The organism is Streptomyces tirandamycinicus (assembly GCF_003097515.1).
GTDB classification, from domain to species: Bacteria; Actinomycetota; Actinomycetes; order Streptomycetales; family Streptomycetaceae; genus Streptomyces; species Streptomyces tirandamycinicus.
Genome location: NZ_CP029188.1, coordinates 3,207,814 through 3,227,832, shown reverse-complemented (window position 1 = coordinate 3,227,832; position 20,019 = coordinate 3,207,814). Strand labels below are relative to the sequence as shown.

Genomic DNA, 20,019 nt, shown 5'->3' with positions numbered 1-20,019 from the left:
CCCACCCCGCCCGTTCGGTGAGGTCCGGGGCTCTGCAAGCCCTCGGCCCGTGATGTCAGCAGCTTTACCCAAAGGCATTCCATCGAGTGACCGATGCCCCATCCGGATGACGGCTGCGAAAGCCCCAACTAGGGTGCGGCGCAAGCGTTCCGGCACTTGGCCCACCGGCATTGCGATGTCTGCGGCGGGTGCCACAGTGGGGGAGTGAGCAACGCCGCCGCAGGGCAGAGGGGGTGAGTCCGGACGTGTCCGGAACCGTCGTCGGTGAGGAGGCGGGCGCGCTGGCCGCGCGTTCCCGTGCCCTCGCCGTGCTGCGGGTGCGCAGCAGGGCACTGGCCCTGGTGCTGCTGCCCGCCGCCGTCGCCGTCGTGCTGCTCGTCGGCGAGGTCACCGGCCGCATCGGCGGTGGCCTCTGGGACGTCGCGCGCTGGGCGGTGACCTCGGCCGCCGTGGTCGTGCTGCTCGCGGGCGCCGCGGTGGCCGCCGTCATAGCCCGCGCCAAGCCCGCCGTCAGCCCCACGGTGCCGCTGGCCCTGGCCGCGGCTCCCGACCTGTACCGGCTGGTGGAGGAGCTGGCCGACCGCATGGACGTACCGGCGCCATCGGCCATAGCCCTCACCCCCGACTGCGACAGCTGGCTGGAGGACCGCACCCACCGTGCGCACGGCCCGCGCCGCAGCCCCCGCACCAGCACGCGGGACGGCGCACCCGTCCTGGTCATCGGCTCGCCGTTCCTGTGGTGGATGCGGGTCGCCGAGCTGCGTGCCGTGCTCGCGCCGGTCGTCGCCGGTACGGGCCCCTCGGCGCATCCCGACATAGCCGCGGCCCGCCGTTTCGTGCGCGGACTGGACGCCGCCGCCGGCCTGGCGGCCCGTCCCGGGCCCGGCCCGCTGAGAGGGCTGGCGTACGGGGCCGTGGGCGGCGTCGCCCGGGTTCTGCTGCGCAGCTGCCGCGGCCATGCCGCGGAGATGGAGCGAGGGGTCGCCGCGGCCGCCTCCGAACGTGCGCAGACCGTGGACTACGGGCTGCGGATCGTGGCGCAGGAGCAGGTCGGCCTCGCCTACGCGGGCTGGGACCGCCTGCTGACCCGGGTGGCGCTGCCCGCCTGGCGGATGGGGCGGTGGCCCAGCCGGCTCGACGCGGGGGTGGTCTCGGCTCTCACCGAGCTGTCCCGCCGCGACCGGCTGGCGGAGGGCTTCGCCTCCCGGCTCGGGGAGCGTCCGGCCTGCGATCTGCTGGAGGAGCCGGGGGCCGTGGACGAGGCGGCGTCGCTGCTGGCGGCCCGGCTGTTCCACGGCGGACCGGCCGCGGTCGGGCCGGACTGGTCGCCGGTGGACTGGCAGCACTACCCGGAGGAGGTCGTCGACCGGAAGTGGCGCACGGAGGCCGCTCGGCTGCACCGGGTCCTGGACGCGATGGGCGTGCGGCCGTCCGCGGGCGTTCCGGCCGGTCCGACCCTGGCCCGTGTGATGGAGCATCTCGCCGATGGCCCGGGGGCCGCGCCGGGGCTGCCGGCCGACGACGACGACGCGAAGGTCCCGCCCGTTCCCGGGGCACCCGGGACCGACGGGCCCGGCGCCGCTCTCGCCGCCGGGATCAGCGCCGACGTGGCCCGTGAGGAGGCCGCCCGGGAGCGCTCGGCCGCGCCGCACAGGGCCGCGGACCGCGCGGGCGACGACACGGACCTCTGGGGCACCGACCCGCTGCCCCTCGTCCCTCTCCAGCCACCGCGTACCGCACGGGAGCTGCTGGCCGACCATGTGACCGCCATGGTGTGCTGTGCGGCCGTGGACACCGCGGGTGCGGCGCCCGGTATGGACTGGCTCGACGGCCCCGCCCTGCTCATCAACGGTGAGCGCCGGGCGGACCTGGGCGCCAGGGTGCTCAGCCTGGTCGAGGACGGAGACCCGGAGCCGCTGCGGACCTGGCTCGCGACGGCCGGCGTCCGGCCCGAGAAGCCCGTCCGGCTGGTGTGAGACGACAGGGCCGGTCGCTTCCCGCCGTCCAGGCCGGAACATTGCGTTCCACTCACATCGATTCACGACGAACGGTGACGGCCCGCGTGCGTTATGTGATGTGCTGGGACCGGCGCTGAACGGTCAGCGTGCCAGGACCGGTACTCGGGGGACGAGGGAGGGGCGCACGATGGAGGCGGAGGACGTCCGTCGCAAGGAGCCGATCCGTCGCAGGGAGCCGATCCGGCGCTGGGAGTCGGGTGCCCTCGCCCACGCCGTCACGGACCCGTTCGGCCAGGGCCCGCTGCCCTGGCTGCGCGGCAGCGAGCACTACTTCGACGACACCGGCCAGGTCGTGCCCTGGTACGCGGACCCGGACGCGGCGGCGGGCCGGGGCGGGCGCTCCCGGGGCCTCCGTACCGCCGACGACGTGCATCGCCAGATCAAGGGCTTCGCGTCCAACGGCGCGGTCGCGCCCGGCGAGGCCATCGACTTCCACGTCACGGTCGACCCGCCCCAGCGGTTCTCGGTCGACGTGTACCGCATCGGCCACTACGGCGGCGACGGCGCTGCGAAGATCACCACCAGTCCCCGTCTCGCCGGCATCGTCCAGCCGCCGCCCCTCACCGCCGACCGCACGGTCTCCTGCCACCACTGGTGGCTCTCCTGGCGGCTGCAGGTGCCGTCCTACTGGTCCGTCGGGGCCTACGTGGCGGTCCTCACCACCGAGGACGGCTACCGCTCGCACATCCCCTTCACGGTCCGCGACGGCCGTCCGGCCGATCTGCTGCTGCTCCTGCCCGACATCACCTGGCAGGCGTACAACCTCTACCCGGAGGACGGGCGGACCGGCGCCAGCCTCTACCACGCCTGGGACGAGCACGGCCGGCTGCTCGGCGAGGACGACGCCGCGATCACGGTCTCCTTCGACCGCCCGTACGCCGGGGCGGGCCTCCCGCTGCACGTGGGGCACGCGTACGACTTCATCCGCTGGGCCGAGCGGTACGGCTACGACCTCGGCTACGCCGACACGCGTGACCTGCACGCCGGACGGGTCGACCCGACCCGCTACCGCGGTCTGGTGTTCCCCGGCCACGACGAGTACTGGTCGGCGCCGATGCGCAGGACCGCGGAGCTGGCCCGCGAGCAGGGCACGTCCCTGGTGTTCCTCTCGGCCAACACCATGTACTGGCAGGTGGAACTCGGCCCTTCGCCGTCCGGCGTCGCCGACCGGCTGCTGACCTGCCGCAAGCGACGCGGCCCAGGCCGGTCGTCCCTCTGGCGCGAGATCGACCGCGCCGAGCAGCAGCTCCTCGGCATCCAGTACGCGGGCCGGGTGCCCGAGCCCCATCCGATGGTGGTGCGCAACGCGGACCACTGGCTGTGGGAGGCGACCGGCGCCGGGGACGGCGACGAGATCCCCGGCCTGGTGGCGGGTGAGGCCGACCGCTACTTCCCCCGCACGCCGCTCCCCGGGCACGAGAGCCGGATCCTGCTGGCCCACTCCCCGTACACCGACGGCGATGGCGCGACCCGACACCAGGAGACCTCGCTCTACCGGGCTCCGTCCGGCTCACTCGTCTTCGCGTCCGGCACGTTCGCCTGGTCCCCGGCACTCGACCGTCCGGGCCATGTGGACGAGCGGATCCAGCGCGCGACCGCCAATCTCCTCGACCGGATCTGCAAACGCGACTGAGGGTCCCTCCGGAGGAGACGCCTTCCCGGCCGAAGGCGGACGCGGGCCCGGTCTCCGCATGGAGCCGGCCTGCGCATGGGCCCGGCCTCCGCAGGACCCGCCCTCCGCAGGGACTCGGCCTGCGGACTGGAGCCGGTCTGCGGCCCGGCCCGCCCTCCGTCCCGGACCCACCCTCCGTCCCGGGTCGACCTCCGCCCGGTCCGCCAGGCCGCCCGGCCCACCCTCAGTCCCGGGCCCGCCGTCCGGGCCGGATCGACCCTGCGCCCCGCCGCGGTCGCGGGTGCGAGAGAATCGGAAGCGCTCCTGGATCAACCTACGCGGAGGAACCGTGTCCGGATTCGTAGAAAAGCCCGAGCCGATTCAGGTTCCGGGCCTCACCCACCTCCACACGGGCAAGGTGCGCGATCTCTACGAGAACGAGGCGGGAGACCTCGTGATGGTGGCGAGCGACCGCATCTCCGCGTACGACTGGGTGCTGCCCACCGAGATTCCGGACAAGGGCCGGGTGCTCACCCGGCTCTCCCTCTGGTGGTTCGACCGCCTGGCGGACCTCGTCCCCCACCATGTGGTCTCCACCGACCTCCCGGCCGGTGCGCCTGCCGACTGGGAGGGCCGCACCCTCGTCTGCAGGTCTCTCGACATGGTCCCGGTCGAGTGCGTCGCCCGCGGCTACCTCACCGGCTCCGGCCTCGCGGAGTACGACACGAGCCGTACGGTCTGCGGGCTGGCACTGCCCGAGGGGCTCGTGGACGGCTCCGAGCTGCCCGCCCCGATCTTCACCCCGGCCACCAAGGCCGCCGTCGGCGACCACGACGAGAACGTGTCCTTCGAGGAGGTCGCCCGCCAGGTGGGCGCGGAGACGGCCGCGCTGCTGCGCCGGACGACGCTGGACGTCTACGCCCGCGCCCGGGACATCGCACGTGAGCGCGGCATCATCCTCGCCGACACCAAGTTCGAGTTCGGCTTCGACGGCGAACGGCTGGTCATCGCGGACGAGGTGCTGACCCCGGACTCCTCGCGCTTCTGGCCCGCCGACCAGTGGCAGCCGGGGCGCCCCCAGCCGTCGTACGACAAGCAGTACGTGCGGGACTGGCTGACCTCGCCGGCGTCCGGCTGGGACCGCCGGAGCGAGCAGCCCCCGCCGGCCCTTCCGCAGGACGTCGTGGACGCGACCCGCGCCCGGTACCTGGAGGCGTACGAGCTGCTGACCGGCGCCGCCTGGTCATGACGCGGAGAAGCCCCGGCCTTCGGGCCGGGGCTTCTCGACTGGAGCGGACGACGAGGCTCGAACTCGCGACCTCAACCTTGGCAAGGTTGCGCTCTACCAACTGAGCTACGTCCGCATGCGCCGTGGCGCGGAGCCCACTATACCCAACCTCGCTCCCGTGCGAGGCGCACCGCGGTGTGCCGGTTCTCCGCGCCCAGTTTCGCCGCCGCCGCCGACAGGTAGTTGCGGACCGTGCCCGGCGACAGTGACGCCCGCTCGGCGATCTCCGCGATCGGCGCCCCGTCCCCGGCGAGCTCCAGCACCTCGGTCTCGCGTGCGGTGAGCGGGGAGTCCCCTGCGGAGATCGCGTCGGCGGCCAATTCGGGGTCGACGTAACGGTTTCCGCCGTGCACGGTTCGGATGATCTCGGCGAGCCGCCGGGCGCTGACCGTCTTCGGCACGAAGCCGCGCACCCCGGCGGCGAGCGCGCGTTTGAGATGGCCGGGACGGCCGTGACCGGTCACGATCATCGTCCGGCAGGCGGGCAACTCGGCCCTCAGCGATGTGGCGACCTTCACACCGTCCCCGCCCGGCATCTGGAGATCCAGGACGGCCACGTCCGGCCGGTGCGAGCGGGCCATCGCCAGCGCCTCCGCACCGGAGGCGGCCTCGGCGACGACGAGCAGGTCGTCCTCGAGCGCGAGCAGTGCCGCGAGCGCGCCGCGGATCAGATGCTCGTCGTCGGCCAGCAGCACCCGTACACGATCCGGCGTCACGCCGGTCCTCCCTCTCACCCGTGGTCGTTCTGGTCGTCGGTGGGATCGGCGGGCCCCGGGACGCCGGTTGCGGCCGTCACGTCGACGCCGTCCGGATGGCCGGAGCGGCCCGGCTCCCGGCCCGGGACGTCCGGCGCACCCCCCGCCGGCAGCGGCACCCGTGCCGTGAGGCGGAAGCGGGCGTCCGGGGCGGGGCCCGCCTCCAGCGTGCCGCCCAGGGCGGCCAGCCGCTCCCGCAGTCCGGTGAGGCCGCTGCCGGGAGCGCCGACGGCGGTTCGGCCTGGTACGCCGTCGTTCTCCACGGTCAGGGCCGCCGTGCCGGTCCCCGTGGTGAGTGCGATGGCGCAGTGCGCGGCGTCCCCGTGACGCAGCACGTTCGTCGTGGCCTCGCGGACGACCCAGGCGAGCGCGGACTGGATCTCCACCGGCAGGGCGCCGACCGGCGGCCCGTCCCCCGGGGACTCGATCGTGCAGTCGATTCCCGCCGCGCCCAGCACCCCCCGGGCGCCGTCCAGTTCGGTCCGGAGGTCCGCGCCCCGGTAGCCGCGTACCACGTCCCGGACCTCGCGCTGGGACTCCCGGGCGATCCGCTGCACCTCGGCCATCTGCTCCAGCGCCCGGCGTTCGGCACCGCGCCGCGCGAGCTGCACGGCCAGTTCGCTCTTCAGCGCGATCACCGCGAGATTGCGGCCCAGCACATCGTGCAGATCGCGGCCGAACCGCAGCCGCTCCTCCGCGACGGCGAGCCGCGCCTGCACGTCGCGGGCCTCGCGCAGCTCCCACATCACCGCCAGGACCCACATGGAGACCCGGGCGGTGAAGGCGAGCCAGCCGATCGAGAAGGCGACGGTCCCGAGAGTGAACAGGGTCTCCTCGGTGCTCCGGCCGGTCAGCGGCACCAGCACGCCCAGCAGGGCCAGCAGGCCCGCGTGGATCAGTACGGTCGTCCGCCGCCGCACGATCAGGCAGTGTGCCGTCAGGAAGGGGACCAGCGCCGTCGACAGCGCCATGGGCAGCGTCCCCTCCATGCCCACCGTCGCCCCCAGCCACAGCGCCGTGCCGGCCGTCAGGGCGGTGATGACCGCCGCCCCGCCGGCCAGCCGCGGCGGGACCCGGCCCTGCCCCAGGTAGGCGTCCATGGCGCGCCGGGCCAGCAGGGTGGACGCCACGCCGTTCGCCACCGCCAGCAGCGGGGCGCCGACCGCCACGAAGGGGTGCGCACCGAGGCGGACGGGCCGGGTCAGCATGAGCAGCGTCAGCGCGAGCAGGGCCGTCCAGACGAGGAGGTACACGGTGCCGCGTGTGTAGAGGTCCACCTTGGCGAGCCCGCTGCGCCCGCTCCAGCCCCGTACCCGCATCCCGGACACCCCCCGGTCCTCCCGCCGTCAGCGCCGCGGCTCCCAGCGGAACCACCGTCGCACAGCAAACACCGAGATCACGGTCCAGGCCAGCGCCCCGAGCGCCGCACCGGTGAGCCGTCCGGCGTCCGCGCCACCGCCCACACCTGCCTCCACGAGGCGCATCACGCCGGTCATCGGCAGCAGTTCGCACACCGACGCGACCCGGTCCGGCAGCAGGTCGAGTGGGATGAACAGCCCGGAGCCGCCCGCCGAGACCATGAACAGCGGCAGGGTGGTGATCTGCGCGCTCTCCACGGTCCGGGTGATCGCGGATGTCGCGGCGGCCAGGGCCGCCATCACGACGGTTCCCAGCAGCGTTCCGGCGACGAGGAGTTCGGGTCGCCGGGGGGCGTCGGCGCCGAGCAGCGCGACCCCGGCCGCCACCACCAGGGCGCTCTGCGCGAGCGCCAGCGCGGCGGCCGGCAGCGCCGTCCCGGCGAGGATCTCCGTGTCGGACACCTCGCCCGTGCGCAGCCGCTTGAGTACGAGTTCCTCGCGCCGGGCGACCAGGGCCGAGGTGAGGTTGAGGTAGACGACGAGGATCAGCACCGTGCCGACGCCCCCGGTCATGAGGGCTTCCCCGAGGCTCAGACCGGCTTCCGAGAGGTCCATCCCGCCGAGCGTCCCGCGCAGGGCGCCCACCATCGCGACGGGCATCAGCAGCGCGACGAACAGCGCGGTCCGGTTCCGTACGAGGAGGGTCAGCTCGGCCCGGCCCAGCGCACCCAGCCGTCCGGCGGCCGTGGTCCGGGCTCTCGCTCCGGACACCGCCGCAACCGCGCTCGCCGTGCTCACCGTGCCTGCCGTGCTCGCCGTGCTCGCCGTGCTCGCCGTGCCTGCCGGGTTCGCCGTGATCGCCGGGTTCGCCGTGCTCGCCGGGTTCATCGGGTTCGCCGGGTTCGCCGGGGTCGTGTTCGCCGTATCGGTTTTCACAGGGCACCTGCCGCTTCCGTGTCCGTGCCCGGGCGGGCGATCTCCAGGAACGCCTCTTCGAGCGAGGCGGAGCGGGCGTCGAGGCGGTCGAGCCGTACGCCGGACTCGGCGGCCCAGCGGAGCAGTTCGCCGAGCGAGCGCTGCAGCTCGTGGGTGCGGATCTCGACGTGCTGTCCGTCCGCGGCGGCCCGCAGTGTGAGCGGCAGCCGCGCGGCGGGCGCCTCCCGCGGGAGGACGAAGCGGATGCGGGACGGCCGCGAGGCGGTCACCTCGTCCGGGGTGCCGGTGGCGACGATCCTCCCGCTGTGCATGATCGCCAGCCGGTCGGCGAGGCTCTCCGCCTCCTCCAGGTAGTGCGTGGTCAGCAGCACGGTGGTGCCGGCGTCCCGCAGTTCGCGGACCAACTCCCAGGTGTCGCGGCGTCCCTCGGCGTCGAGGCCGGTCGTCGGCTCGTCGAGGAAGAGGACCTCGGGCCGGCCGAGCAGGGCCAGCGCGAGGTCGAGCCTGCGCCGCTCGCCGCCGGACAGCTGCTTGACGCGTACGCCGGACCTGCGGGCGAGGCCCACGAGTTCCAGCGCCTCATCGGCGGGGCGGGCGCCGCTGGTGCACCCGGCCCACAGCCGGACGGTCTCGGCGGCCGTCAGGTCGGAGGGGAAGCCGCCTTCCTGGAGCATGACGCCGATCCGGGGCCGTACCGCCGCCCGTTCGCGGTACGGGTCGTGGCCGAGGACCCGCACGGTGCCCGCGGTCGGGGCGGCCAGGCCCTCCAGCAGTTCGACGGTGGAGGTCTTGCCGGCGCCGTTCGTCCCGAGCAGCGCGAACAACTCGCCGCGCCCCACGGTGAAGGTGATTCCGCTCACAGCCTCGAACCCGCCGCGGTAACCGCGGCGCAGACCGGCTGCCTCGATCACATGCCCATCGCTGTCCATGGCCCCAGCGTCCCGCCGGACCCGGGCCGTGGGCAGTGCGCGCTGTCATCACCACGCATGACAAATGTCAGCTCCGGCGGCCGGCATGCGGACGTGGGGCCGGTACGCGGACAACGTGCGGTCGGTATGCGGACGTGCGGGCGGGGTACGGACGTGGGGCCGGTACGCGGACGGGCGGGCGGGATACGGAAGAAGAGCACGAAACACGACGAAGGCCCCGGTCGATATGACCGGAGCCTTCGTACCCGAGCGGACGACGAGATTCGAACTCGCGACCCTCACCTTGGCAAGGTGATGCTCTACCAACTGAGCCACGTCCGCACTGCTGCCGCTCGGCTTTCACTGGCGGCGCGTTCACCACTCTACCCGATCCACCGTGGTGGTCGGTACGCGGTGCGGAGCGGGTGACAGGAATTGCACACTGCGCCTTCCCTCTGGAAGAGGGCTGTTCTACTACTGAACTACACCCGCACGCTCCGTGGGATCCGGCCTTCCGGCCTCGCCCCTCGGCGTGATCCAAACTGTAGCCCACCAGCGGGGGTGTAGCGCAACTCGGTTCTCGCCGAGGCCTCTGAGCGGGGTCTTCTCCCGCTGTGCGAGGGGGTGTTCAGCGCGAGTCCCGGAAGGCCTCGTAGACGCGCTTGGGGATCCGGCCGCGCGCCGGCACGTCCATCTTGTTGGACTGCGCCCAGGCGCGGACGGCGGCCGGGTCGGGTGCGAGGTCGGTGCGCCGGTACTCCCTGCGCGACCGGCCCCCGTGCTTGGCGGCCTTGCGTCCCGCCGCCACGTAGGGCGCGAGGGCCGTGCGCAGTTTCTTGGCATTGGCGGGATTCAGGTCGATCTCGTACGACTTCCCGTCCAGCCCGAACGAAACCGTTTCCGCCGCCTCTCCGCCGTCGATGTCGTCGGAGAGCGTCACCACTACGCGCTGCGCCACGGATATCGTCCTTTCCTGCGGTTTGCCGGCCGGGTCAGTACAGGTCAGTGCTGACCCGGGGCGAAACCGGTATTCCGGCTGTCGCGGGGCGATGCTGCATTCCGCTGTATTCCTTTGTACAGCGGGCGGCATCGTATTGGGAAGCCCAGTCAATTGCATCCGCGTGTCCTCCACAATGAGGCTGCGCGGCTTTTCCCTGGATTTTCCCCAGACGCTCTCCGGATATCTATGCGCGTAGATTTTTCGGGCGGGTACGCTGAGGGAACCGCCTTCAGCACCACACCACCGGGAGTGCCAGTGGCACGCGTCGTAGTCGACGTCATGCTCAAGCCGGAGATCCTCGACCCGCAGGGCCAGGCGGTGCAGCGCGCACTGCCCCGCCTGGGCTTCGAGGGGATCGCGGACGTACGTCAGGGAAAGCGCTTCGAACTCGAGGTCGACGGGCCGGTCGACGAGGCCGCTCTCGCCCGTATCCATGAGATGGCCGAGACGTTCCTCGCGAACACCGTCATCGAGGACTTCGTCGTAAAGGTGAAGTCGTGACGGCTCGTATCGGTGTCGTCACATTTCCTGGGACGCTCGACGACCAGGACGCACTGCGCGCCGTACGCCTCGCGGGCGCCGAGCCCGTTTCGCTGTGGCACCGCGACAAGGACCTCAAGCAGGTCGACGCGGTCGTCCTCGCGGGCGGCTTCTCCTACGGCGACTATCTCAGGGCGGGTGCCATCTCCCGCTTCTCGCCGGTGATGGAAACGGTCATCGACCAGGCGAGGTCCGGGATGCCGGTCCTCGGTATCTGCAACGGCTTCCAGATCCTCACCGAGGCCCATCTGCTGCCGGGAGCGATGCTCCGGAACAACCATCTGCACTTCATCTGCCGCGACCAGAAGCTGCGGGTGGAGAACGCGGAGACCGCCTGGACCGCCGACTACGAGCAGGGCCAGGAGATCTCCGTTCCGCTGAAGAACATGGACGGCCGCTATGTCGCCGACGAGCGCGTGCTCGACGAGCTCGAGGCCGAGGGCCGGGTCGCCTTCCGCTACCTGGACCTGAACCCCAACGGCTCGCTGCGCGACATCGCGGGCATCACCAACGCCGCGGGCAACGTCGTCGGCCTGATGCCCCACCCCGAGCACGCCGTGGAGCCCCTCATCGGCACCGGCGGCACGGACGGCCTGGGATTCTTCACCTCGATCCTCAAGAAGCTGGTCGCGGCATGAGCCTGGACACCGGAGCGGCCGAGGGAGCGAGTGTGCGTCCCGTCCGCGTCTGCAGCACCGATCACGCGCGAAGGAGCGACCGAGCGTGACCCTCGATACCGGAGCGGCCGAGGGAGCGAGTGTGCGTCCCGTCCGCGTCTGCAGCACCGATCACGCGCGAAGGAGCGACCGAGCGTGACCCTGGACACCGGAGCGGCCGAGGGAGCGAGTGTGCGTCCCGTCCGCGTCTGCAGCACCGATCACGCGCGAAGGAGCGACCGAGCGTGACCCTCGACACCGGAGCGGCCGAGGGAGCGAGTGTGCGTCCCGTCCGCGTCTGCAGCACCGATCACGCGCGAAGGAGCGACCGAGCGTGACCCTCGATACCGGAGCGGCCGAGGGAGCGAGTGTGCGTCCCGTCCGCGTCTGCAGCACCGATCACGCGCGAAGGAGCGACCGAGCGTGACCCTGGACACCGTGAAGCACGCAGCCGGGACTCCCGAGACCGAGCTGCCCTGGAAGGAGCTCGGACTCAAGGAGGACGAGTACGCGCGCATCCGTGAGATCCTCGGCCGCCGCCCGACCGGCGCCGAGCTCGCGATGTACTCCGTCATGTGGTCCGAGCACTGCTCGTACAAGAGCAGCAAGGTCCATCTGAAGCAGTTCGGCGAGAAGGCCCCGGAGAACGACGCGCTGCTCGTCGGCATCGGCGAGAACGCGGGCGTCGTGGACGTCGGCCAGGGGTACGCGGTCACCTTCAAGGTCGAGTCGCACAACCACCCCAGCTACATCGAGCCCTACCAGGGCGCGGCCACCGGCGTCGGCGGCATCGTCCGCGACATCCTCGCCATGGGTGCCCGGCCGGTCGCGGTCATGGACCCGCTGCGGTTCGGCGCCGCGGACCACCCCGACACCAAGCGCGTGCTGCCCGGTGTCGTGGCCGGCATCGGCGGTTACGGCAACTGCCTGGGTCTGCCCAACATCGGCGGCGAGGTCGTCTTCGACTCCTGCTACCAGGGCAACCCGCTGGTCAACGCGCTGTGCGTGGGCGTCATGAAGCACGAGGACATCCATCTGGCCAAGGCGTCCGGCGCGGGCAACAAGGTCATCCTGTACGGGGCCCGTACCGGCGGCGACGGCATCGGCGGCGTGTCCGTGCTCGCCTCCGAGACCTTCGACGACACCAAGCCCACCAAGCGCCCCGCCGTGCAGGTCGGCGACCCGTTCCAGGAGAAGCTCCTCATCGAGTGCACCCTGGAGGTCTTCCGGGAAAAGCTGGTCGCCGGCATCCAGGACCTCGGCGGCGCCGGACTCTCCTGCGCCACCTCCGAGCTGGCCTCCGCGGGCTCCGGCGGTATGCGCGTGGAGCTCGACACCGTGCCGCTGCGCGACGCGACCCTCTCGCCCGAGGAGATCCTCATGAGCGAGTCGCAGGAGCGCATGTGCGCGATCGTCGAGCCGCGGCACGTCGACCGCTTCATGGAGATCTGCGAGAAGTGGGACGTCATCGCCACCGTGATCGGCGAGGTGACGGAGGGTGAGCGGCTGGAGATCTTCTGGCACGGCGAGCAGATCGTGGACGTGCCGCCGGGCACGGTCGCGCACGAGGGCCCGACGTACCACCGCCCGTACGCCCGCCCCGAGTGGCAGGACGCACTGCAGGCGGACGACGCGGGCGGGCTGCCCCGTCCGGCCACGTCCGGGGAGCTGCGCGAGCAGGTCCTGAAGCTGGTCGGGTCCCCGAACCAGGCCGCCAAGTCCTGGATCACGGACCAGTACGACCGTTTCGTGCAGGGCAACACCGTGCTCGCCCAGCCCGAGGACGCCGGCATGGTCCGCATCGACCCGGACACCAACCTCGGTGTGGCGGTCGCGACGGACGGCAACGGCCGGTACGCGAAGCTCGACCCGTACGCGGGCGCGCAGCTCGCGCTGGCCGAGGCGTACCGCAACGTCGCCGCCTCGGGCGCCAGGCCGCTCGCCGTCTCCGACTGCCTGAACTTCGGCTCGCCCGAGGACCCGGCCGTCATGTGGCAGTTCGCCGAGGCCACCCGTGGTCTGGCGGACGGCTGCCAGCGGCTCGGCACCCCGGTGACCGGCGGCAACGTCTCGCTCTACAACCAGACGGGCGACACGGCGATCCACCCGACGCCGGTGGTGGCCGTGCTCGGCGTGATCGACGACGTGACCCGCCGTACGCCGATCGCGTTCGCGGAGGAGGGCCAGCTGCTGTACCTGCTGGGCGACACGCGCGAGGAGTTCGGCGGGTCGGCCTGGTCGCAGGTGGTCCACGACCACCTGGGCGGTCTGCCGCCGAAGGTTGACCTGGACCGGGAGAAGCTGCTCGCCGAGATCCTGATCTCGGGCTCCCGCGACGGGATGATCGACGCCGCGCACGACCTCAGTGACGGCGGTCTGGTCCAGGCGGTCACCGAGTCCTGCCTGCGCGGCGGGAAGGGCGCCCGGCTGGTCGTCCCGGACGGCCTCGACGCCTTCACGTTCCTCTTCTCCGAGTCCGCGGGCCGCGCCGTCGTCGCGGTGCCGCGCAGCGAGGAGCTCCGCTTCACCGACATGTGCGGGGCGCGGGGCCTGCCGGCCACCCGGATCGGTGTGGTCGACGGGGACGCGGTGGAGGTCCAGGGCGAGTTCACCCTCCCGCTGGGTGAGCTGCGTACCGCGCACGAGGAGACCGTGCCGGCGTTGTTCGCCTGAGACGCCCACCCGCACCGGCACGACGGAGCCCGCCACCGGACCATGTCCGATGGCGGGCTCCGTCGTGCCGCTCCGTCGTTCGGCGCCCCGCTGTACGCGGTCGCGGACGCCACCGTGGTCCGTGCCATCGACCGTCGGCGCGACCACATGAGCCGCAACTCGGTGCCCGGGCTGCTCTGGCTCCTCGTGGAGGGCGTAGTGCGGATGCTCGGAGGCACGGGCCCGATCCTCGGCAACCACCTCGTGCTCGACCTCGGTGACGGCGTCCACGCGCTCTACGCCCATCTGCGGCGGGGCTCGATCGCCGTGCGCGAGGGCGAGCGCCGACCAGCTCCTCGCCCGCTGCGGGAACTCGGGCAACTCCACCGAGCCTCATCTGCACTTCCAGCTGCTGGACGGCCCGACCCCGAGGCGGCGCACGGCGTCCTCTTCACCTGGCGCGGCATCGGCGTTCCGCGCATTAGGGAGACGTTCACCGCTCAGCCGGCGGCGCCCCAGAACGCGTCCGCCTCGTCGATGTCCTGAACGCACTCGTCGATGTCGGAGATCTTGCCGCCGACGATGGTGAACCAGAATCCGCCGGGCATCTCGATCCCGCGGTCGCCGCGGTCGGCGTAGTACGTGTGGACGGCCATCACGTGCCCGCGGCCGTCGGGGTAGGCGCCCCTGAGCTCAATCCGCAGGGTGCCGCCCGTGAGCTCACCGAGCTCCCGGTACAGGTCCAGGATGTTGTCCTGGCCCTTGTAGTGCCCCGACACCCGGCTGCCGCCGGGCACGTGGTGCACGCAGTCCGCCGTCAGCAGCGACCGGAGGGTCTCCCGGTCGCCCTTGCCGAACGCCTCGTAGCCCCGGCGTACCAGGGCGCTGTGCGGGTGCTCGGACATGTCCGCCACACTCCTTCCTCGCCGTGCGGGGCCTTCGCCGTGCCTTCGCCGGTACGGCCCGCTCCCCCTCCCCGCCGGTACGGCCCGCTCCGCCTGCCGGTGCGGCCCGCTCCCCCCCCCGCCGCTACGGCCCCCTCCATCGTCCGCCGGGCAGCGGACGGCCGCCAGCAGCGGAGGCGTCCCCGGGCAGTGTCCGAGGGGCGGGTTAGTCTCGGCCGCATGCCACCGGCCAGGAAGCGCACCCGCAGCTACGACCCCGTCAGGGTCCGCACCGCCGTCCTCGCCCAGTTCGGGCACATCCGGGACACGGTCGGGACGCTGACCGCGGAACAACTGGCACTGCCGACCCGGCTTGGTGACTGGACCGTCCGCGAGCTCGCGGAGCACATCGCGCTGGCCTTCGGCTCCGTCGCCGGGGCCCTCGACCACCCGGAGCCGGCGAAGGCGGACGTCACGCTGCTGGACTGGCCCTTCGCCACAGCCGGCTGCGCGGCGGACCCGGAGGAGAGGGCGCGCCTCGCGGCCGGCGTCTCCCCGGACCTCCCGGCCCTGTACGGGCGGACCGCCGAGACGGTCGGAGCCGCGCTGGCGGGCAGCTCGGGGGAGCGGCCGGTCCGGACCCGGTCCGGTGGCATGCGGCTGGCGGACCATCTCGTCACCCTCGCCGTCGAACTGGTCGTCCACACCGACGACCTGGCGGAGGCGACCGGGCTCGACCTCCCGTACGAACGGCAGGCGCTCGCCGCGTCCGTGCGCCTGCTCGCGGACGCGCTCGCCGTGAAGGCCCCCGGCGGCTCGGTGGAGCTGAGGATTCCGCCGTACGCCGTGGTGCAGTGCGTCGAGGGGCCCCGGCACACCCGCGGCACCCCTCCGAACGTCGTCGAGACCGACCCGCTGACCTGGCTGCGGCTGGCCACGGGACGCGAGGGCTGGGCGGCGGCGCGGGAGGCGGCGAGGGTGAGTGCGAGCGGCGAGCGTTCCGACCTGTCGGCGCTGCTCCCCGTGATGGCCTGACGGCTCCCGCGGAACCGGAGCCACGCCTGTCCCGTCGGATCGGTATGCGTACTCAACTGATCGTTCCCGCGGCTGCCGCCCTGGCGGCCGCCATCACGCTCACGGCCTGCGGCTCCGAGAAGGGCCCGGGCCAGGGTGCGGGGGACGACGCGGGCGGCTCCGTGCAGCCCGTGGCCCCTGTCACCGGTGTGCACTGGACCGTCCGGGATGTCACGGTCGACGGCAGGACGACCGCGGCACCGGCTGGAGCGCACGTCGAGTTCACCGCCGGCACGGCGGGCAAGGACGGCGCGAAGGGCCGCGCCGAGGGCAACTACGGCTGCAATCGCTTCGGTGCCGATGTGACGATCAAGGGCGACACCATCACGGTCGGGCCCGGGGAGGCGACCGAGATGGGCTGCCCGCCGGGCGTCGCCGGCTTCGAGGAGGCCCTGCGCGCGGCCTTCTCCGGCGAGCTGAAGGCGAAGGTCTCGGAGAAGAACCTGACCCTGGCAGGCGCCGGGGGCGACTCGATCGCGCTGACCGCTCAGCCCGCCGCCCCGCTGGTGGGCACCAAGTGGACCGTCACCTCCCTGCTCCAGGGGGAGACGGCCGCCTCCCTGCCGGCCGGTACCGAGGGCAGGGCGCACTTCGTGATCGGTGAGGACGGCTCCCTGAGCGGCAACCTCGGCTGCAACGACTTCCGGGCCGAGGTGAAGACGTCCGGCTCGACGCTCACCGTCGGCCGGCTGTCCAGCACCCGCAAGATGTGTGCCGGCACCGCGGGAATGGTGGAGCAGGCAGTGACCGAAGCCCTCACGGGCACGGTGTCGTACGAGCTGGACCACCGCAGTCTGACCCTCACCTCCGAGGACAGCGGTAAGGGACTGGTGGCGGCCGCCGGCTGAGGACGCCGGTCCGCGGGGTGACGTGGGCGCTCAGGGTCCGCAGGGTCGGCAAGGTCATGCGGGCCCGCGAGGAGCCGTCAGCCGTCAGCCGTCAGCCGGCGGCCGCCCGGCGCCCTCGCCCTCCGCTCCGTACGCCTCCCGCCCGGCGCGCCTCCACTCGGTACGCCGCTCCGTACGCCACTCCGTACGCCGCCCCCCGCCCGGCGGTCCCCGTCCCGCCCTCGCGCCGTCACCGCCGGTAGCCGTCCGGTACCCGCTCAGGAGCCCCCCGGTACTCGCCCGGCACCCGCCCGGCACTCGCTCAGGACCCGCTCCGGCAGTGCGGAGAGTGATGTGCGGCACGCCCCTCCCCGCCCCCTACCGGCCCGTAGGACCCCCCAAAGGCTTCATTACGCGGCTTTTGTGGGAACCTCCGATCGCGTCGGGGCGGTTCTGCGCCGTATCCCCAATTCGGACCAGTGGTCGATCTCGCCTACACTCGGTGCCGTGCCACGTGGTGACGGACGACTCAGCCACGACCTGCTCCCCGGCGAGAAGGGCCCCCAGGACGCTTGCGGCGTCTTCGGTGTCTGGGCTCCGGGTGAAGAGGTCGCCAAGCTCACGTACTTCGGGCTCTACGCCCTTCAACACCGGGGCCAGGAATCCGCGGGCATCGCGGTCAGCAACGGCTCCCAGATCCTCGTCTTCAAGGACATGGGCCTGGTGTCCCAGGTCTTCGACGAGACCTCCCTCGGCTCCCTCCAGGGCCACATCGCGGTCGGTCACGCCCGCTACTCGACCACGGGCGCCTCCGTGTGGGAGAACGCCCAGCCGACCTTCCGGGCGACCGCCCACGGCTCCATCGCGCTCGGCCACAACGGCAACCTGGTCAACACGGCCCAGCTCGCCGAGATGGTCGCCGGCCTGCCCCGCCAGGACGGCCGCGCCACCCAGGTCGCCGCCACCAACGACACCGACCTCGTCACCGCGCTGCTCGCCGGGCAGACCGACGACGACGGCAAGCCCCTCACCGTCGAGGAGGCTGCAGCCAAGGTCCTCCCCGACGTCCGGGGCGCCTTCTCCCTCGTCTTCATGGACGAGGACACCCTCTACGCCGCCCGCGACCCGCAGGGCATCCGCCCGCTGGTCCTCGGCCGGCTGGAACGCGGTTGGGTGATCGCCTCCGAGTCGGCCGCCCTGGACATCTGCGGGGCGAGCCTGGTGCGCGAGATCGAGCCGGGTGAGCTCATCGCGATCGACGAGAACGGCATCCGCACCTCCCGCTTCGCAGAAGCGAAGCCCAAGGGCTGTGTCTTCGAGTACGTCTACCTCGCCCGCCCCGACACCGACATCGCCGGCCGGAACGTGTACCTCTCCCGCGTGGAGATGGGCCGCCGCCTGGCGAAGGAGGCGCCGGTCGAGGCCGATCTCGTCATAGCGACGCCGGAGTCCGGCACCCCCGCGGCCATCGGCTACGCGGAGGCCTCGGGCATCCCCTACGGCTCGGGCCTGGTCAAGAACGCCTATGTGGGCCGGACGTTCATCCAGCCGTCCCAGACGATCCGCCAGCTGGGCATCCGCCTCAAGCTGAACCCCCTCAAGGAAGTCATCAAGGGCAAGCGGCTCGTGGTGGTCGACGACTCGATCGTCCGCGGCAACACCCAGCGCGCCCTGGTGAGGATGCTCCGCGAGGCCGGAGCCGCCGAGGTCCACATCAGGATCTCGTCGCCGCCCGTCAAGTGGCCGTGCTTCTTCGGCATCGACTTCGCGACCCGCGCCGAGCTGATCGCCAACGGCATGACGATCGACGAGATCGGCACCTCGCTGGGCGCCGACTCGCTGGCGTACATCTCCATCGACGGCATGATCGAGGCCACCACCATCGACAAGCCGAACCTGTGCCGCGCCTGCTTCGACGGCGAGTACCCGATGGAACTGCCCGACCCCGAGCTGCTCGGCAAGCAGCTGCTGGAGACCGAGCTTGCGGGCGGCGCCGACGCCGCCGACGCGCTCCGTCGTCCGTGATCAGGTCCCCTCATCCCAACCGAAAGATCCCAGGCAATGTCTGAGACAGGTGCTTCCTACGCCGCGGCGGGCGTCGACATCGAGGCGGGCGACCGCGCCGTCGAGCTGATGAAGGAGTGGGTGAAGAAGACCCGCCGCCCCGAGGTCCTCGGCGGCATCGGCGGCTTCGCCGGGCTCTTCGACGCCTCAGCCCTCAAGCGCTACCAGCGCCCGCTGCTCGCGTCCGCCACCGACGGCGTGGGCACCAAGGTCGACCTCGCCCGCCGGATGGGCGTGTACGACACCATCGGCCACGACCTGGTCGGAATGGTCATGGACGACATCGTCGTCTGCGGCGCGGAGCCGCTCTTCATGACCGACTACATCTGCGTCGGCAAGGTCCACCCCGAGCGGGTGGCCGCCGTCGTCAAGGGCATCGCCGAGGGCTGCGTGCTCGCCGGCTGCGCCCTGGTCGGCGGCGAGACCGCCGAACACCCCGGTCTGCTGGGCCCGGACGACTTCGACGTCGCCGGGGCCGGTACGGGCGTCGTGGAGGCCGACCGGCTGCTGGGCGCCGAGCGCATCCGCACGGGCGACGTGGTGATCGCGATGGCCTCCTCGGGCCTTCACTCGAACGGGTACTCCCTCGTGCGGCACGTGGTCTTCGACCGGGCGGGCTGGACGCTCGACCGGGAGGTCCCGGAGTTCGGCCGCACCCTCGGCGAGGAACTGCTCGAGCCGACCAGGATCTACTCGCTGGACTGCCTGGCGCTGACCCGTACCACCGAGGTGCACGCCTTCAGCCACATCACCGGCGGCGGACTCGCGGCCAACCTGGCGCGCGTGGTCCCCGACGGGCTGCACGCGGTCGTCGACCGGTCCACGTGGACGCCGGGGGCGGTCTTCGGCCTCGTCGGCGCCGCCGGCCGGGTCGAGCGCGCGGAGCTGGAGAAGACCCTCAACATGGGCGTCGGCATGATGGCCGTCGTTCCGCAGGAGTCGGTCGACGTCGCCCTGACGACGCTCGCCGACCGCGGCCTGGACGCCTGGGTCGCCGGTGAGATCACCGAGCGCGGCGAGCGCCCCACCGGCGCCGGGATGGTCGGCGACTACGCGAGCTGAACAGCACAGAACCCGGTCCGGGGCGGGGCCCCGGACCGGGTCTGAAGGATGCGGGCGTCAAGCGCCGCGACGCTGCGACGAGGGACCGGACTCCTCGTCCTCGTCCTCCTCGTCGTTGTACATCTCCGCGTAGCGGGCGTACGGGTCGTCGTCCTCGTCGTCCTCGAACGGCTCCGCGTTCGGCGGTTGACTCGAAGTCGATGCGCCCAGCTCGCTGGCCAGACGTGAGAGATCCGTCCCACCGCTGTTGTACTTCAGCTGGCGGGCGACCTTCGTCTGCTTGGCCTTGGCCCGGCCGCGCCCCATGGCTCGACCCCCTCGGTGACGGGGCTCGACGGCCCCAGAGTCTTGACACGCGTTCATGGTTCGGAGCGGGCTCTCCGTG

The 20,019-nt window shown here is 72.4% G+C and carries 17 protein-coding genes, 3 tRNA genes and 1 pseudogene; 11 read left to right on the top strand and 10 right to left on the bottom strand.

Going from position 1 to position 20,019, the window contains the following annotated elements; translation table 11 throughout:
* The first annotated feature begins 245 nt into the window (after positions 1 to 245).
* The 3 genes from DDW44_RS14255 (at position 246) to DDW44_RS14245 (ending at position 4,879) form a co-directional block, all read left to right on the top strand.
* The gene (locus tag DDW44_RS14255; RefSeq protein WP_108908836.1) at positions 246 to 1,976 is read left to right on the top strand and encodes a M48 family metalloprotease; all 1,731 of its coding nucleotides are present in this window, start codon (positions 246 to 248) and stop codon (positions 1,974 to 1,976) included.
* 169 nt (positions 1,977 to 2,145) lie between these two features.
* The gene (locus DDW44_RS14250; protein WP_108906679.1) at positions 2,146 to 3,651 is read left to right on the top strand and encodes a N,N-dimethylformamidase beta subunit family domain-containing protein; all 1,506 of its coding nucleotides are present in this window, start codon (positions 2,146 to 2,148) and stop codon (positions 3,649 to 3,651) included.
* Positions 3,652 to 3,979: 328 nt separating this feature from the next.
* Positions 3,980 to 4,879 (top strand): phosphoribosylaminoimidazolesuccinocarboxamide synthase, encoded by a 900-nt coding sequence (locus DDW44_RS14245; RefSeq protein ID WP_108906678.1) that lies wholly within the window; start codon positions 3,980 to 3,982, stop codon positions 4,877 to 4,879.
* 39 nt (positions 4,880 to 4,918) lie between these two features.
* On the opposite strand, the gene DDW44_RS14240 is transcribed toward DDW44_RS14245, so the two are convergent.
* The 8 genes from DDW44_RS14240 to DDW44_RS14205 form a co-directional block, all read right to left on the bottom strand.
* Positions 4,919 to 4,994: transfer RNA gene (locus DDW44_RS14240), tRNA-Gly, on the bottom strand.
* Positions 4,995 to 5,016: 22 nt separating this feature from the next.
* Positions 5,017 to 5,634 (bottom strand): response regulator transcription factor, encoded by a 618-nt coding sequence (locus DDW44_RS14235; RefSeq protein WP_240800635.1) that lies wholly within the window; start codon positions 5,632 to 5,634, stop codon positions 5,017 to 5,019.
* Positions 5,635 to 5,648: 14 nt separating this feature from the next.
* Positions 5,649 to 6,992 carry a histidine kinase gene (locus DDW44_RS14230; protein WP_167455577.1) on the bottom strand — a complete coding sequence of 448 codons (1,344 nt, stop codon included), beginning with the start codon at positions 6,990 to 6,992 and terminating at the stop codon, positions 5,649 to 5,651.
* Positions 6,993 to 7,019: 27 nt separating this feature from the next.
* The gene (locus DDW44_RS14225) at positions 7,020 to 7,967 is read right to left on the bottom strand and encodes an ABC transporter permease (protein WP_244224033.1); all 948 of its coding nucleotides are present in this window, start codon (positions 7,965 to 7,967) and stop codon (positions 7,020 to 7,022) included.
* Positions 7,964 to 8,896, bottom strand: coding sequence for an ABC transporter ATP-binding protein (locus tag DDW44_RS14220; RefSeq protein WP_108906675.1), 933 nt, complete (start codon positions 8,894 to 8,896; stop codon positions 7,964 to 7,966). Before DDW44_RS14220 ends, DDW44_RS14225 begins: the two co-directional genes overlap by 4 nt.
* Positions 8,897 to 9,144: 248 nt before the next feature.
* Positions 9,145 to 9,217 (bottom strand) — tRNA-Gly (locus DDW44_RS14215).
* Positions 9,218 to 9,295: 78 nt separating this feature from the next.
* Positions 9,296 to 9,367 (bottom strand) — tRNA-Gly (locus tag DDW44_RS14210).
* 136 nt (positions 9,368 to 9,503) lie between these two features.
* Positions 9,504 to 9,833, bottom strand: coding sequence for a histone-like nucleoid-structuring protein Lsr2 (locus DDW44_RS14205; RefSeq protein WP_026282137.1), 330 nt, complete (start codon positions 9,831 to 9,833; stop codon positions 9,504 to 9,506).
* A 297-nt stretch (positions 9,834 to 10,130) separates the two neighbouring features.
* On the opposite strand from DDW44_RS14205, the gene purS reads away from it, so the two are divergent.
* The 4 genes and pseudogenes from purS to DDW44_RS14185 all read left to right on the top strand — a co-directional run.
* On the top strand, positions 10,131 to 10,376 hold the full coding sequence (gene purS, locus DDW44_RS14200; protein ID WP_108906674.1) for a phosphoribosylformylglycinamidine synthase subunit PurS: 246 nt from the start codon (positions 10,131 to 10,133) through the stop codon (positions 10,374 to 10,376).
* Entirely contained in the window at positions 10,373 to 11,053 is a 681-nt protein-coding gene (gene purQ / locus DDW44_RS14195) for a phosphoribosylformylglycinamidine synthase subunit PurQ (protein ID WP_017946141.1), read from the top strand. Before purS ends, purQ begins: the two co-directional genes overlap by 4 nt.
* Before the next feature lie 441 nt (positions 11,054 to 11,494).
* Positions 11,495 to 13,744 (top strand): phosphoribosylformylglycinamidine synthase subunit PurL, encoded by a 2,250-nt coding sequence (gene purL, locus DDW44_RS14190; RefSeq protein ID WP_108906673.1) that lies wholly within the window; start codon positions 11,495 to 11,497, stop codon positions 13,742 to 13,744.
* A 63-nt stretch (positions 13,745 to 13,807) separates the two neighbouring features.
* Positions 13,808 to 14,269 (top strand): annotated as a pseudogene (locus DDW44_RS14185) (M23 family metallopeptidase); the annotation flags it as partial.
* On the opposite strand, the gene DDW44_RS14180 reads toward DDW44_RS14185, so the two are convergent.
* Positions 14,224 to 14,628 (bottom strand): nuclear transport factor 2 family protein, encoded by a 405-nt coding sequence (locus DDW44_RS14180; RefSeq protein WP_108906672.1) that lies wholly within the window; start codon positions 14,626 to 14,628, stop codon positions 14,224 to 14,226. The pseudogene DDW44_RS14185 and the gene DDW44_RS14180 sit on opposite strands and share 46 nt — an antisense overlap.
* Positions 14,629 to 14,847: 219 nt before the next feature.
* On the opposite strand from DDW44_RS14180, the gene DDW44_RS14175 reads away from it, so the two are divergent.
* The 4 genes from DDW44_RS14175 to purM all read left to right on the top strand — a co-directional run bounded on the left by DDW44_RS14175 (position 14,848) and on the right by purM (position 19,634).
* Entirely contained in the window at positions 14,848 to 15,642 is a 795-nt protein-coding gene (locus tag DDW44_RS14175; RefSeq protein ID WP_018892980.1) for a maleylpyruvate isomerase family mycothiol-dependent enzyme, read from the top strand.
* A gap of 44 nt (positions 15,643 to 15,686) precedes the next feature.
* Positions 15,687 to 16,529, top strand: coding sequence for an META domain-containing protein (locus tag DDW44_RS14170; protein WP_108906671.1), 843 nt, complete (start codon positions 15,687 to 15,689; stop codon positions 16,527 to 16,529).
* A 486-nt stretch (positions 16,530 to 17,015) separates the two neighbouring features.
* Positions 17,016 to 18,533 (top strand): amidophosphoribosyltransferase, encoded by a 1,518-nt coding sequence (purF, locus tag DDW44_RS14165; RefSeq protein ID WP_017950142.1) that lies wholly within the window; start codon positions 17,016 to 17,018, stop codon positions 18,531 to 18,533.
* A 36-nt stretch (positions 18,534 to 18,569) separates the two neighbouring features.
* A complete protein-coding gene (gene purM, locus DDW44_RS14160) occupies positions 18,570 to 19,634 on the top strand; it encodes a phosphoribosylformylglycinamidine cyclo-ligase (RefSeq protein WP_027734601.1) in 1,065 nt (354 codons plus the stop codon).
* Between the two features lie 57 nt (positions 19,635 to 19,691).
* On the opposite strand, the gene DDW44_RS14155 is transcribed toward purM, so the two are convergent.
* On the bottom strand, positions 19,692 to 19,940 hold the full coding sequence (locus DDW44_RS14155; protein ID WP_017950140.1) for a DUF3073 domain-containing protein: 249 nt from the start codon (positions 19,938 to 19,940) through the stop codon (positions 19,692 to 19,694).
* Positions 19,941 to 20,019 lie beyond the last annotated feature (79 nt).

Coding starts and splice junctions, on each gene's coding strand:
- DDW44_RS14250 (WP_108906679.1), top strand. CDS start 2,146: ATGGAGGCGGAGGACGTCCGTCGCAAGGAGCCGATCCGTCGCAGGGAG.
- DDW44_RS14230 (WP_167455577.1), bottom strand. CDS start 6,992: ATGCGGGTACGGGGCTGGAGCGGGCGCAGCGGGCTCGCCAAGGTGGAC.
- DDW44_RS14220 (WP_108906675.1), bottom strand. CDS start 8,896: ATGGACAGCGATGGGCATGTGATCGAGGCAGCCGGTCTGCGCCGCGGT.
- DDW44_RS14180 (WP_108906672.1), bottom strand. CDS start 14,628: ATGTCCGAGCACCCGCACAGCGCCCTGGTACGCCGGGGCTACGAGGCG.
- DDW44_RS14175 (WP_018892980.1), top strand. CDS start 14,848: ATGCCACCGGCCAGGAAGCGCACCCGCAGCTACGACCCCGTCAGGGTC.
- DDW44_RS14170 (WP_108906671.1), top strand. CDS start 15,687: ATGCGTACTCAACTGATCGTTCCCGCGGCTGCCGCCCTGGCGGCCGCC.
- purM (WP_027734601.1), top strand. CDS start 18,570: ATGTCTGAGACAGGTGCTTCCTACGCCGCGGCGGGCGTCGACATCGAG.
- DDW44_RS14155 (WP_017950140.1), bottom strand. CDS start 19,940: ATGGGGCGCGGCCGGGCCAAGGCCAAGCAGACGAAGGTCGCCCGCCAG.